The sequence below is a fragment of the Pseudomonas sp. GCM10022186 genome (genome assembly GCF_042656385.1).
GTDB lineage: Bacteria > Pseudomonadota > Gammaproteobacteria > Pseudomonadales > Pseudomonadaceae > Metapseudomonas.
The window spans coordinates 271,994-285,986 of sequence record NZ_JBHSOU010000066.1 but is presented as its reverse complement, the minus strand read 5'-3'; the positions used below and the strand labels follow the sequence as shown (position 1 = coordinate 285,986).

10 protein-coding genes are annotated in these 13,993 nt (G+C 67.2%); 3 read left to right on the top strand and 7 right to left on the bottom strand.

The genetic code is table 11. From position 1 onward, the window contains the following. Positions 1–18: 18 nt before the first annotated feature. The gene (locus ACFPU0_RS24525; RefSeq protein WP_377695888.1) at positions 19–1,932 is read right to left on the bottom strand and encodes an ATP-binding cassette domain-containing protein; all 1,914 of its coding nucleotides are present in this window, start codon (positions 1,930–1,932) and stop codon (positions 19–21) included. Positions 1,933–2,115: 183 nt separating this feature from the next. Between ACFPU0_RS24525 and ACFPU0_RS24520 the strand changes: the two genes are divergently transcribed. Further along, positions 2,116–4,050 carry a transglycosylase SLT domain-containing protein gene (locus ACFPU0_RS24520; RefSeq protein ID WP_377695887.1) on the top strand — a complete coding sequence of 645 codons (1,935 nt, stop codon included), beginning with the start codon at positions 2,116–2,118 and terminating at the stop codon, positions 4,048–4,050. Positions 4,051–4,213: 163 nt separating this feature from the next. Here the strand turns inward: ACFPU0_RS24520 and ACFPU0_RS24515 are convergent, their stop codons facing one another. The 3 genes from ACFPU0_RS24515 to yegS all read right to left on the bottom strand — a co-directional run bounded on the left by ACFPU0_RS24515 (position 4,214) and on the right by yegS (position 7,044). Next, entirely contained in the window at positions 4,214–5,017 is an 804-nt protein-coding gene (locus tag ACFPU0_RS24515; protein WP_377695886.1) for an MOSC domain-containing protein, read from the bottom strand. Positions 5,018–5,079: 62 nt separating this feature from the next. Continuing rightward, positions 5,080–6,012: a chemotaxis protein CheV gene (locus tag ACFPU0_RS24510; protein WP_377695885.1), complete on the bottom strand. Its 933-nt coding sequence runs from the start codon at positions 6,010–6,012 to the stop codon at positions 5,080–5,082. A gap of 132 nt (positions 6,013–6,144) precedes the next feature. Next, positions 6,145–7,044 carry a lipid kinase YegS gene (gene yegS, locus ACFPU0_RS24505; protein ID WP_377695884.1) on the bottom strand — a complete coding sequence of 300 codons (900 nt, stop codon included), beginning with the start codon at positions 7,042–7,044 and terminating at the stop codon, positions 6,145–6,147. Positions 7,045–7,252: 208 nt separating this feature from the next. Here yegS and ACFPU0_RS24500 point away from each other — a divergent pair, with 208 nt between their 5' ends. Next, positions 7,253–7,951: a pirin family protein gene (locus ACFPU0_RS24500; RefSeq protein ID WP_377695883.1), complete on the top strand. Its 699-nt coding sequence runs from the start codon at positions 7,253–7,255 to the stop codon at positions 7,949–7,951. A 134-nt stretch (positions 7,952–8,085) separates the two neighbouring features. Here the strand turns inward: ACFPU0_RS24500 and ACFPU0_RS24495 are convergent, their stop codons facing one another. From ACFPU0_RS24495 to ACFPU0_RS24485, 3 genes are read right to left on the bottom strand one after another with little or no spacing between them, the layout of a single operon-like run. Beyond that, entirely contained in the window at positions 8,086–9,645 is a 1,560-nt protein-coding gene (locus ACFPU0_RS24495; RefSeq protein ID WP_377695882.1) for an FGGY-family carbohydrate kinase, read from the bottom strand. A gap of 18 nt (positions 9,646–9,663) precedes the next feature. After that, on the bottom strand, positions 9,664–11,238 hold the full coding sequence (locus ACFPU0_RS24490; protein WP_377695881.1) for a glycerol-3-phosphate dehydrogenase/oxidase: 1,575 nt from the start codon (positions 11,236–11,238) through the stop codon (positions 9,664–9,666). A 2-nt stretch (positions 11,239–11,240) separates the two neighbouring features. Next, the gene (locus ACFPU0_RS24485; protein ID WP_377695880.1) at positions 11,241–12,836 is read right to left on the bottom strand and encodes an FAD-binding oxidoreductase; all 1,596 of its coding nucleotides are present in this window, start codon (positions 12,834–12,836) and stop codon (positions 11,241–11,243) included. A 126-nt stretch (positions 12,837–12,962) separates the two neighbouring features. On the opposite strand from ACFPU0_RS24485, the gene ACFPU0_RS24480 reads away from it, so the two are divergent. Beyond that, complete coding sequence (locus tag ACFPU0_RS24480) at positions 12,963–13,985, top strand: AraC family transcriptional regulator (protein ID WP_377695879.1); 1,023 nt, start codon at positions 12,963–12,965, stop codon at positions 13,983–13,985. The last annotated feature ends 8 nt before the right edge of the window (positions 13,986–13,993 follow it).

Below are 13,993 nucleotides of genomic sequence, written 5' to 3'. Positions count from 1 at the left end.
GCTCTCCGGCTGCCTCCCTCAGCTGTCTTCCAGTTCCGCCCAGCGTTCGATCAGGCGGTCCAGTTCCTTCTGCAGGCCGTCCAGGCGCTCCAGCACCACGCGAGTCTGCTCCGGCGGACGCTGGTAGAAGGCCGGATCGGAAATTTCCTCCTGCACCTTCGCCTGTTCCGCCTCCAGGGCCTCGATCTGCCCCGGAATGGCTTCGAGCTCACGCTGCAGCTTGTAGCTCAGCTTTTTCTTCGACACCTCCGCCGGGGCCGCCTTGGCCACCGGTGCCGGCTCCGCGACCTTGGCCGCCTCGGCCTTGGCTTCGCGGATCTCGCCTACACCCAGCAGGCGTGGCGAGCCACCCTGACGCAGCCAATCCTGGTAGCCACCGACGTACTCGCGCACCCGACCCTGGCCTTCGAAGACCAGGGTGCTGGTGACGACGTTATCGAGGAAGGCCCGATCGTGGCTGACCATCAGCACGGTGCCGGGGAAGTTCAGCAGCACTTCCTCGAGCAGTTCCAGGGTTTCCACGTCCAGGTCGTTGGTCGGTTCGTCGAGCACCAGCAGGTTGGCCGGCTTGCTGAACAGCTTGGCCAGCAAGAGGCGTGCCCGCTCACCGCCGGACAGCGCCTTCACCGGCGTGCGGGCGCGCTGCGGGCTGAACAGGAAATCGCCGAGATAGCTCAGCACATGGCGGTTCTGGCCATCGATGGTGATGAACTCGCGACCCTCGGCGAGGTTGTCGATCACGGTCTTTTCCGGCTCGAGCTGGTGACGCAACTGGTCGAAATATGCCACTTCCAGGCGGGTGCCGACCTCGATGGTGCCACTGGTGGGCTGCAGGTCGCCCAGCAGCAGCTTGAGCAGGGTGGTCTTGCCGGTGCCGTTGGCGCCGAGCAGGCCGATGCGGTCGGAGCGCTGCAGCACCAGGCTGAAGTCGCGGATCAACGGCTCGCCGCCGGGATGGGCGAAGCTGACGTTCTCCGCCACCATCACCTGCTTGCCGGACTTCTCCGCCGCCTCCAGCTGGAAGGTCGCCTTGCCCTGGCGTTCGCGGCGCTCGGCACGTTCGGCGCGCATGGCCTTGAGCGCACGCACGCGGCCCTCGTTGCGGGTGCGACGGGCCTTGATGCCCTGACGGATCCACACCTCTTCCTGGGCCAGACGCTTGTCGAACAGCGCGTTGGCCGCTTCCTCGGCCGCCAGCTGCTGTTCCTTGTGCACCAGGAAGCTGGCGTAGTCGCCGTTCCAGTCGATCAGGTGGCCGCGATCAAGTTCGAGAATGCGGGTGGCCAGGTTCTGCAGGAAAGAACGGTCGTGGGTGATGAACAGCACCGCGCCGTTGAAGCCCAGCAGCGCCTCTTCCAGCCAGGCGATGGCACCGATGTCCAGGTGGTTGGTGGGCTCGTCGAGCAGCAGCAGGTCGGGCTCGGCCACCAGGGCCTGGGCCAGCAGCACGCGGCGGCGCCAGCCACCGGAAAGCTCGGCCAGGGTCTTGTCCGCCGGCAGTTGCAGGCGACTCAGGGTGCTGTCCACCAGTTGCTGCAGGCGCCAGCCGTCGCGGGCTTCCAGCTCCTGCTGGACGCGGGTCAGCTTGGCCAGGTCGGCGTCGGACTGGATGTGCTGGCTGAGGTGGTGGTACTCGGCGAGCAGCGCGCCGACATCCGCCAGGCCCTCGGCCACCACATCGAACACGGTGCGCTCGTCGGCGCGCGGCAGCTCCTGGGGCAATTCGCCGATCTTCAGCGCCGGGGCGCGCCAGATCTCGCCGTCGTCGGCGAACTGGTCGCCCTTGACCAGCCGCAGCAGGCTGGACTTGCCAGTGCCGTTGCGGCCGATGATGCACACCCGCTCACCACGGGCGATCTGCCAGGACACCTTATCCAGCAGCGGCATGGCGCCGTAGGCGAGGGATACGTCGGTGAACTTGAGCAGCGTCATGGGGGGCCTCCGGAATCAGGGCGCGCATTCTACCTGACTTGCCGAACCGGCTCTCGGGCATTTTTTGCCGGCGATTTCGCAAGCTGGCGCAATGCTTTAACCGCCCCGGCCTAACGGCTAAGCTAGGCGCTATTCGATGCCCGAATTGGGACATCCATAACGATATATCTGCCCGGAAGTGTCATGCGCGGTCGTCTGCTCAGCCTGTTGTCCTGTCTGCTCCTTTCCACCATCGGCCTGGAAGCCGCCCAGGCCGCCTCGGCTTCCCTCGCCCAGCAACGCCTGATGTACGACGAGGCCAAGCGCGCCCTGGCCAAGGGCGATTCCGGCCCCTACCAACGCTACGCCAGCGCCCTGCGCGACTATCCGCTGGAGCCTTACCTGGCCTACGACGAGCTGACCGCCCGTCTGAAATGGGCGAGCAACGAGGAAATCGAGAAATTCCTCGCCGAACACGGCGACCTGCCCCAGGCCGGCTGGATGAAGCTGCGCTGGCTGCGCTGGCTGGCCGAACGCGGCGAATGGCAGACCTTCGTCAACCACTACGACCCCAAGCTGAATTTCACCGAACTGGACTGCCTGTTCGGCCAGTACCAGATCAAGCACGGCATGAAGAAGGAAGGCTACGCCACCGCCAAGAAGCTCTGGCTGGTGGGCAAGTCCCAACCCGAGGCCTGCGACGTGCTGTTCGGCATGTGGAGCGCCCAGGGCCAGTTGACCGAAGAGCTGCGCTGGAAGCGTGCGAAGCTGGCGGCTGAAGCCCGCAACTATGGCTTGGCCAACCATCTGGTGAAGACCATGCCGCGCCTGGGCACCCAGGGCAAGCTGATGGTGGAGGTGGCGCAGAAACCGCAGCTGCTCAGCCAGACCGCCCGCTTCACGCCCGCCGACCGCCATATGGCCGACGCCGTCGGCCTTGGCCTGCGCCGCCTGGCCCGCCAGGACCCGGAAAAGGCCCTCGGCCTGCTGGATGTCTACGCCGCGCGCATGTCCTTCTCCAAGGAAGAGAAGGTGGCCATCGCCCGTGAAATCGGCCTGACCCTGGCCAAGCGCTTCGACTCCCGCGCCCTCCCCCTCATGGCCAAGTACGACCCCGAGCTGCGCGACAACACCGTCAGCGAATGGCGCGCCCGCCTGCTGCTGCGCCTGGGCCGCTGGGATGACGCCTACCAGTTGACCCAGCAGATGCCCGAGGAGCTGGCCAGGACCAACCGCTGGCGCTACTGGCAGGCCCGCAGCCTGCAACTGGCACAGCCCCAGAGCCAACAGCCCATTCCGCTCTACCAGCCGGTTGCCCGCGAGCGCGACTTCTACGGTTTCATGGCTGCCGACCGCCTGCAGGCGCCCTATCAGTTGAACAACAAGCCGCTCGCCCTCGATCCCAAGGTGGTGCAGAAAGTGCGCAATACCGCCGGTATCCGACGCGCCCTGGAATTCCATGACCGTGGAGAGATCGTCAACGGCCGCCGCGAGTGGTATCACGTCAGCCGGCTGTTCAACCGCGACGAGCTGGTGGCCCAGGCGAAGATCGCCTACGACATGCAGTGGTACTTCCCGGCCATCCGCACCATCAGCCAGGCCCAATACTGGGACGACCTGGACATCCGCTTCCCCATGGCCCACCGCTCCGCACTCACCCAGCAGGCCAAGGTGCGCGGCCTGCACTCCAGCTGGGTGTTCGCCATCACCCGCCAGGAAAGCGCGTTCATGGCCGACGCCCGCTCAGGTGTCGGCGCCATGGGCCTGATGCAACTGATGCCGGCCACCGCCAAGGAAACCGCGCGCAAGTTCGGCATTCCGCTCGGCTCGCCGCAGCAAGCGTTCAACCCCAACATCAACATCCAGCTGGGGGCCGCCTACCTGAGCCAGGTCCATGGCCAGTTCAACGGCAACCGTGTACTGGCCTCGGCCGCCTACAACGCCGGCCCCGGCCGCGTGCGTCAATGGCTGCGGGGAGCCAATCACCTGTCCTACGACGTCTGGGTGGAAACCATTCCCTTCGACGAAACCCGCCAGTACGTGCAGAACGTACTGTCCTACTCGGTGATCTACGGGCACAAGCTCAATGCGCCCCAGCCCCTGGTGGACTGGCACGAGCGGTATTTCGACGATCAGTGAAGAATGCACAAGGGCGCCGGATGGCGCCCTCGTTCGTTGGGCGTGCCGGCCTTGAATACGCGGAGCCGGTGGAAATCCGCCACGCGGATTTCCACCCTACCCAGGCCCTTCGTAGGGTGGACCACGCTTCACCGGTCCACCAGCGCGGGCCGGCGTCGGTGCGCTACGCCAGGACTTCGACCTCCATCCCCACCTCCAGCACACCGGTGCCGCGGTTGATCAGGTTCTGCCCGAAGTACACCTCGCCTTCCCGCTCGCGGTAGGTCTTGAGGGTGGCAAGCGGTTCGCGGTCGGCGCTGCGCTCACCGGTAGCCGGGTCGATGGTGGTGAGGATGCAGCGGCTGCAGCCCTTGGCCACGCTGAATTCGATGCCGCCGATGCGAATGCGCTTCCAACCGTCCTCGGCATAGGGATCGCTGCCTTCCACCACCAGGTTCGGACGGAAGCGCAGCATTTCCAGGGGCCGCCCTACCCGTCCGCTCAGGTCATCGAGGGAGGCCTGGCCGATCAGCAGCAAGGGGAAGCCATCGGCGAAGCCGACCTTCTCCTCGGGCAGCAGGCTGCCGGGAATATCCCGCGCGCGGTGGTCCGGCACATGCACCAGGCGGCAAGCCTTGCCCAGGAAGCGGCTGAGCCATTCCGCCGCCACGTCGCCGGCATCCGGCACGACCATGGGGGAACCCCAGACGAAAGCACCACGCAGGTTGGCATCCGCATCGGGCAGCGGTACCTCGAGGGTCGGCAACCCCTCGGCGCTCAGGGTCAAGCCACCGGACGCGCTCCAGCGTGCCGACAGCTGGGACATGTGGGAAAAGGCGCGCTGGGTCAGGAAACGGCCGTTCTCGGCATCGACCAGCATCCAGCGGCGGTCGCCCGCCAGGCCCAGGGCATCCACCCGTGCCTGCTGCAGACTTTCGCCAATGGCGGATTTCATGGGGAAACGGTAGAGGGACGAGAGACGCAGCATGGCCAGCTTCCTGATCGGCGTTCGAGCGAAGCCCCCCTTATACGCAGCCGCGGTCCCTCAGCTCAAGCTCGCCGGTCTCGCTGCAGGCGATCCAGCACCACGTCCACCAATTTGTCGGGCTGGAACTTGGAGAGGAAGTTGTCGCAGCCGACCTTCTTCACCATGGCCTCGTTGAAACTGCCGGACAACGAGGTATGCAGTACCACATAGAGGTCGCGCAGGCGCGGATCGTTGCGAATCTCGGTAGTCAGGCGGTAGCCGTCCATCTCTGGCATTTCCGCATCGGTGAAGACCATCAGCAATTTCGCGGTCATGTCCTCGCCACTGTCCGCCCAGGCCTTGAGCATCTGCAGCGCTTTCAGCCCGTCACTGGCCATGTGCATGCGCATGCCGAGTTGCGCAAGGGTTTCCCGCAACTGGGTCAGCGCGACGCTGGAGTCGTCCACCAGCAGCACCTCGCGCCCCACAGCCAGCTGCAGCAGCGGGTTGTCCAGCCGCTCGGCGGACACCCGGGTATTCATGGGCACGATCTCCGCCAGCACCTTCTCGACGTCGATCACCTCGACTATCTGCTCATCCACCCTGGTGATGGCCGTCAGGTAGTGCTGGCGGCCGGCACCGCCGGGCGGCGGCATGATGGACTCCCAGTTGAGGTTGAGAATGCGGTCCACGCCGCCCACCAGGAAAGCCTGCACCGAGCGGTTGTACTCGGTGACGATGATGGTGCTGCGCTCGTCCGGCACCAGCGGGCGCATGCCGATGGCCCGCGACAGGTCGATCACCGGGAGGGTCCGGCCACGCAGGTTGACCACGCCGCACACCATCGGATGGCGCTGCGGAATCAGGCTCATCTTCGGCAGCTGCAGCACTTCCTGCACCTTGAACACATTGATGGCGAAGAGCTGACGGCCGCTCAGGCGGAACATCAGGATTTCCAGGCGGTTTTCACCCACCAGTCGGGTGCGCTGGTCGACGCTGTCGAGAATGCCGGCCACGGAAGGTCCTCTGCTGCGATTGCAATGGGGCTGGATTGCCATGGCAGCGTGTCGGCAGACGGCTGGAAAACTGGAGACATGGCAGGTCGCCATCATGCCGCAGCCAATCCCATGACGCCAGCCACCCGTCGCTCAGGCGGACAGCAACAACGGCGAATCCTCCGGCAAATGCACCCGCAGCGCCCGCTCTCGCGCGGCGATGCGCAGCCGCGCGCTCTCCAGGGGCTCGCCGTCGAGGTTCAGGTCCAGCCCCTCCGGCGCCTCCACCTCCACCCAGGGCAGCCGCGCGCAAACGGACACCGCCTCCAGCCCGAGGATGCCGCCCGACAGCAGCGTGGTCAGAGTGCCCACCACGTCCTGGGGCGCGGGGACGATGCACAGGTCGAGCAAGCCGTCATCGACCGCCGCCTGCGGGCACAGGGGGTGGCCTCCGCCAGCCTGGCGCCCGTTGCCGATGCCAAGGGCGAGGAATTCGCCTTCCCAGTCGAAATCCGGGCCATGGAAGCGGCCAAAGGCCGAATGCACTTCGGCGAAATGGGTCAGGCCGGTGAGGAAGTAGGCAGCCCCGCCGAGGACCTTCTTCAGGTCTTCGGAGGTATTGGCGGTGATCTTCGAGCCGAAGCCGCCGGTGGCCATGTTGAGGAACAGATGGCCACCGGCGTCCCCCAGGTCGATGGCGCGCGGCGGCACATCCAGCAACCCCAGCGCCTGCTCCGGGTCCAGGGGAATGCCCGCCGCGCGGGCGAAGTCGTTGGCAGTGCCCAGGGGCAGCAGCACCAGGCTCGCGTCGCTCCCGGCCAGGGCCACCGCCTCGGCCACCTCGCGCAGGGTGCCGTCGCCGCCCCCGGCGATCAGGGTCCGGTAGCCCGCCGCCAGGGCCTCGTCCACCAGGCGGCGGGCGTCGCCACTCTCCCAGGTGACCCGTACCGCCAGGTCCCAGCCCGCGTCGCGGCGCGCCTGCACCGCTGCGCGCACCTCGTCGTTGGTGGCCTGCTTGCCGTGCAGGATCAAGCAGGCCTTTCGCTCGCCCATGATCACCTCCATCGATCCGCAATCGCCGGAGTATAGGACCGCGCGCTCAGGGAAATGGCGTCATGCACTATCGCCCGGCCAACAAATATATCTAATTTCAAGATATATAATTCGAACAAATTGCGCTTTTACCTGCTTATATGATGATTGATCATGCTGCCCATTCCTCCCGGAGAACCCCCTCCGCGAGCAGACAGGAGACTCGAACATGATCGAAGTACGCCCCTTCGCCGAACTGGGTGGTGCTCACCACGGCTGGCTCAATGCCCGTCACCACTTTTCCTTCGCCGGCTACTACGACAGCCAGCGGATGAACTGGGGCCAGCTGCGCGTATGGAACGATGACGAGATCGCGCCCCACTCCGGTTTCCCGCCGCACCCGCACCAGGACATGGAAATCATCACCTACGTCCGCGAAGGTGCCATCACCCACCAGGACAATCTGGGTAACAAGGGGCGAACTGAAGCCGGCGACGTACAGGTGATGAGCGCGGGCACCGGCATCGCCCACAGCGAATACAACCTGGAAGACGAAACCACCAGGATCTTCCAGATCTGGATCATGCCCACCGAGTACGGCGCGGCGCCCTCCTGGGGTACCCGCCCGTTCCCGAAAGGCGAACGCGCCGGTGGCTTCGTGACCCTGGCCAGCGGTATCGATGAGGGTGGCGACGCCCTGCACATCCGCGCCAACGCCCGGCTTGCCGCGGCCACCCTCAAGGCCGGCCAGAGCGCCGAGTACCGCCTGGAAAAAGGCCGCAAGGCCTACCTGGTGGCCGCCAAGGGCCGCTACGAGGTCAATGGCGTCGCCGCCGAGGCGCGCGACGGAGTCGCGGTAAGGGATGTGGAAGTGCTCAGCTTCACCGCCAGCGAAGACAGCGAGATCGTGCTGGTGGATGTGGCCTGACCTGCCTCCCTCAAGGTGGTGCCGTGCAGGGTGGATAGCGCTTTTCTATCCACCATCGAGGCCGAGCAAGACACCGAGGGTGGAAATCCCCAAAGGGATTTCCACCCTACGCGCTACGGGGGCCTCAGCATGCATTACGCCGGATAGCCGGTGATCTCGCGGATCTTCCGGTACAGCGGCCGCAACTGCTTGTACATCCCCTGGTAGACCTCCCGGTAGAGCCGCTCGTAGGTCCGCTGCGCCTGGGGGTTCGGCTGGAAGACCTGCCCCACCCGCGTCATGGCGCGGATCGCCGTAGGGAAGTCCGGATGCAGCCCCAGGCCCACTGCGCAGTCGATAGCCGCACCAAGACCCGAAGTCTCGTAGACATGGGGCCGCTCCGCCGGCAGGCCGAAGATGTCGGCGGTGAGCTGCATGGCCGCATCGCTCTGGGAGCCGCCACCCGATACCCGCAGCCGGGTGATGGGCGTGCCGGAGCGCTTCTCGATCCGCTCCTTGCCCTGACGCAAGGCGTAGGCCAGGCCTTCGAGAATGGCGCGGTAGATATGTGCGCGGGTGTGCACATCGCCGAAACCGATGATCGCCCCCTTGGCCTCCAGCCCCGGCTCACGAATGCCAGGTGACCAGTAGGGTTGCAGCATCAGCCCCATGGAACCGGGCGGCACGCCGGCGACCAGTTCGTCGAACAGTACCTCGGGCTCCACCCCCAGCTCCTTCGCCCGCTGCATCTCGCGCAGGCCGAACTCCTGCTTGAACCAGCTGACCATCCAGAAGCCCCGGTAGATCATCACTTCGGTGTTGAAGTGATCCGGTATGGCCGCCGGATAGGGCGGGATCAGCGGAATGGTCTCCAGGTACTTGCGCCGGGTGGTGTTGATGGTCGCGGTGGTGCCGTAGGACAGGCAGGCCACGCTGGGCTCCACGCCACCGGCGCCGAGCACCTCGCAGGCCTTGTCGGCGCCCGCGGCGATCAGCGGCAGACCTTCCGGAATACCGGTATGGCGACTGGCTTGCGCAGTGATGCTGCCCAGGCGCTCGCCGGGCTTGAACAGTTCCGGCAGCTGCTCGCGGCGCACCGGCATGGACTGCCATTTCCAGTCCCGCGGCGGCGCCCACTGCAGGCGCTTGTAGTCGAACGGCAGGTAGGCGACCTGGCACGCCACCGAATCGACGAATCGGCCGCACAACCTGTGGCTGAGAAAGCCCGACAGCAACAGCACCTTGTGGGTGCGCGCCCAGAGCTCGGGCTCATGCTGCGCCACCCAGTTGACCTCGGCCTGGGCGCGGAAGTAATCCACCGTGGGCCCGAGGCCGAGCGCCTTGAACAGCCAGCCCCAGGCCCCCTTGATGCGCCCCTGCACGCTGGCCTGGCGCTGGTCCAGCCAGAGGATCGCCGGACGCAGCGCCCGGCCCTGCTCGTCCACATTGATCACCGTGCCGCGCTGGGTGGTCAGGGATACCCCGCGAATCAGGCGGCGGTCGATGTCCACCGACTCCCAGAGCAACCGGCAGGCTTCGCCCAGGCTGGCCCAGTAGTACTCCGGGTCCTGTTCGGCCCAGCCGGGCTGGCGGGAGTAGTAAGCCTCCAGCGGCACCTTGCCCTTGCCCACCAGGTTGCCCTCCAGGTCGAACAGCAGCGCCCGCACGCTCTGGGTGCCGTTGTCGATGGCCAGCAGATAGCTCTTCTCGTTCACGATGCATCCTTGTTCTTGTCATTCGGGCAAGCTGTAGCAGCGCCGCCAGAGCGCCAGGTAGTCGGCCTCTTCCCGCATCCAGCGCGCGTCGTCCCAGCCCAGCAGCGGCTGGCACAGGGCGCGGATACGCGGCAGCACGCCACGTGCGCCCTCGGGCAACAGCAGGCCGAGGCGGGTTCGGCGCAGCAGCAGATCATCCAGGTGCAGCACTAGTTCGCCTTCCGCCGCCCAGGCCAGTTCGGCCCAGAGGGTGTCGGTGGCGCCGACCCGCTCGTTGCCCAGCGACTCGAGCCAGCGCGACAGCTCCGGCAAGGCGCCCCCGTGGCGGCCGGCCAGGCGCAGGCGCTGGGCCGGCGACAGGGCCGGCAGGGGCGGTACGGCGACGGGCCGGAACACCGGGTCGCCCGCGTCCGTCAGGTCCTGGCCGACAAACTCCGCGCAGGCCCGCAACACCTCCAGCGCCAACAGGCGGAAGGTGGTCAGCTTGCCGCCGGCCAGGGTCACGCAGCCGGGTTCGCGCCAGAGGACGTGCTCGCGTTTCTCGTCCGAGGGTTTCAGTCGCACCCCGCCGTCGCTCACCACCGGCCGTACCCCCGCCCAGGTGGACAGCAGGTCGCCGCGGCCGATCCGCGCTGTCGGGAACTGCAGGGCGCAGGCCTCCAGCAGGTAGTCCACTTCCGCCGCGCTGATGCGCGCGTCCTGGTCCAGCCCTTCCCCATGATCGAGGTCGGTGGTGCCGATCACCGTGGCGCCCTCCCAGGGGAAGACGAACACCGGCCGGCCATCGGCCGGGTGCATGAAGCTGATGGCATGGGCCAGTGGCAGGCGCCACCCCGGCAGCAGCAGGTGGCTGCCGCGCAAGGGCCGGATATGCTCCGCCCCTTGCACCTGGCACAGTCGATCGGCCCAGGCGCCGGTGGCCAAGGCCACGGCACGGGCGCGGAAGGCGTAGCGCTCACCGCTTTCCAGATCCTCGGCTTCCAGGCCGGTCACCCTGCCCTGGTCGCGCCGGAGCTCCAGCACGCGCATGCCGTTGAGCGCTTCGCTGCCGTCTGCCCGCGCCTCTCCCAGCACCCGCAGCACCAGCCGGGCGTCGTCGGTCACCGCATCGAAGAAGCGGGTACCGCCCTGCAGGCCGGCTTCGGCCAGGCCGGGCACCAGGTAGCGCAGTTGCTGCAGCGGGTAATAGAGGTGGTTGCGCCGACCGGCCAGGGCGTCATAGACCGCCAGCAGGCCGCCGAACACCCGTGGCCCCGGGAAACCACCGCGATGGGGCATGAGGAAACTCAGCGGCTCCACCAGGCCCGGCGCTTCCGCCAGCAGGCGCTGGCGTTCGCGCACCGAGGCGCGGGTCAGGCCGAACTGCCCCTTGGCGACATAGCGCAAACCGCCATGGACCATCTTCGAAGAACGGCTGGAGGTGCCCCAGGCGAAATCCCGCTGCTCCAGCAGCAGGCATTTCCAGCCCCGCCGGGCCGCTTCCCGCAGGATTCCGGCGCCGCAGATGCCGCCACCGACCACTATCAGGTCCCAGTCGCGGCTGGCCAGTTCCGGCAAGGCGGCGGCGCGCCATTCGGCGTTCCAGGCAGCCATGGTCAGTCCTCGAGCAGCACGCCGGGAGCGAGTCGCTGCTCGGGATCGAAATGCCGCGCCAGGCTGCGCAATGCCGCCATGCCCAGCGGGCCTTTCTCCGCAGGCAGCCAGGGCGCGTGGTCGCGGCCGACGCCATGCTGGTGACTGATGGTGCCGCGGTTCTGCGCGATCGTTTCGCTGGCGGCGGCCTTCAGCTTGCGCCAGCGCGCCAGCGCCTCGGCATAGCTGCCACCGGGGCGGTAGACGTAGGTGGTGTAGATGCTCGACCCCTCGCCATAGACGTGGGACAGGTGGGTGAACACGTGCACCCGCTCGCCTTCGGCCTTCAGCCCGTTGCGCAGGCTGGCCTCGACCTTGCCCAAGAGGTTGTCGACATTGACCCAGTCGGTGGCGGTTTCCAGGGTGTCCACCACATAACCGGCGTCCCACAGGGCGTGACGCAGATAAGGAAAGCGGAAGCGGTTCTCCGCCCACTTGCGGCCCAGCAGGGTACCGGTGAAGACCCCGCCGAAGCCTTTCAACAGCCGCCGGGCCTGCTTCAGCGACGCGGCGTTCTGTGCGCGGTTGCCGGTTACGCCGAAGGTCAGCATGCACTTGCCGGCGCCGGCGCCGCGCAAGGCCAGGTACTTCTCCAGCAGGGCGATCCGCCCTGGATGGCCGGCCAGGGCCAGCTGGGTCTCGGTCTCGATGGCGTTGGACAGGCGCAGCATGGACAGCGGCACCCGCGCCTGGGCCAGGCTGCGGATGCCCTTGAGCGCCTGGCTCCAGTTGGGCAGGAACACGGCGTAGAAGGCCTCCTGCTCGGCCAGGCGGGTGACCCGCACCCGCACTTCCGAGATCACCCCGAAGCGCCCTTCCGAGCCCAGCACCAGCTCGCGCAGGTCCGGCCCCGCGGCCGAGGCCGGGAAAGTGGGCAGCGCCATAGGGCCGGAAAAGGTCTCCAGGATGCCGCCGGCGAAGAGCTGCTCGATGCGCCCGTAACGCAGCGACTGCTGACCGCTGGAGCGGCTGGCCACCCAGCCGCCGAGGGTCGACAACTCCCAGGACTGCGGGAAGTGCCCCAGGGTATAGCCACGGGCGCGCAGCTGGCTTTCCACCTGCGGGCCGTTGGCCCCGGGGCCGAAAGTGGCGACCAGGCTTTCCTCGTCCAGTTCGACGAGGCGATTCATGCGCTCCAGCGAGACGGTCAGCACCGGCCGTTCACCGGCCTGCGGATTGATATGGCCGGCCACCGAGGTGCCGCCGCCATAGGGAATCACCACTAGGTCGCGCTCGGCGGCCAGCGCCAGCAACTGGCGGATCTGTTCCGGGGTTTCCGGGAAGGCCACGCCGTCGGGGAACTGGCCGAACCGGCCTTCGCGCATGGCCAGCCAGTCCGGCAGGCTCTGGCCACGGGCATGGCGCACGCGGGTCTCGGCATCCAGGCTGATCAAGGGATGGGCCTGCAGGCGCGAGACCGGCACAAGGGCCAGCACCTGGTCCAGGCCGGCATCGGGCAAGGGCTGGCCCGCGCTTATGCGCTCGGCCAGGAAACCCGCCCCATTGGCGGGCAGCTCCACCACAGTCGCCTCGTCGCCCCAGCCATTCCAGCGTCGCATGCCGTTCTCCTTGTTCGGGTTGTTTCGGAGGGTTTCGATGGCTGCCTATACTAGCCGCCCGCCCAAAGGCGTCACTGTCGGATCGGGACAGTGGCCATCGCCAATCAGGACATGACAAGAACCCCCATGCATTCGCTCGGCTATACCTCGGTTCCCGCCCTGCTCAGATACCTGCGCCACGCCGAACAGCTCGGCCTCGACCAGGCCACCACCCTCGCTGCCGCCGGCATCCGTGCAGAGGACCTGGCGGACAACGGCAAGCGCCTGCCCAGCGAAGCCCACGAGCGCCTGCTGGCCCATCTGATCCGTGAGTCGGGCGATACCCTCTTCGGCCTGCATTCGGCGCGCTACGTGCAGCCCGGGTCCTGGAGCGTGCTGGGCTACATCACCATGAACTGCGCCACCCTGGGCGAGGCCATGGGCCGCATCGCGCCCTACGAGAAGCTGGTGGGCGACATGGGGGTGAGCCGCATGGAAGCCACGGACGATGTGGTGCGGATGATCTGGAACTGCCGCCACCAGGACCCGGCGATCCGCCGCCACATGGTGGAGAACGTGCTGGCTTCCTGGTTGCTCTATGCGCGCTGGATCGCCGACATGCAGCGCTCGCCGCGGGAAGTCTGGTTCGAGCACAGCCAACCCGAGGGGACGGTACCGGACGACTACGAAGAGGTGTTCGGCTGCCCTGTACGTTTCGACCAGCCCTGCAACGCCCTGCTGGTGCCCCTGGACTACCTGGCCGTCCCCCTGCGCCAGGCGGATGCCAACCTGCTGCGTACCCTGGAGGAACACGCCCTGGCACTGATGGCGGGGCTGGACGACGACGAACCGCTGCCGCAACGGGTGAAGAACGCCCTGCGCCTGCTGCTGAAGGACGGCCTGCCACGCAAGGAAAAGGTCGCGGAGAAGTTCCACATGACGGTGCGCACCCTGCAGCGCCACCTGCAGCAAGCCGGCACCAGCTACCAGCAGATACTCGATGAACTGCGCCGGGAGCTGGCCGAGCACTACCTGCTGCGCAGCGACCTGCCGATCCAGGACATCGCCTGCTACCTGGGCTTCACCGAGTCCCGCTCCTTCCACCGCAGCTTCAAGACCTGGACCGGGCGGACGCCGGGGGAGTATCGCGAGGCGAAGCGACAAGGCTGAGGGCGCGG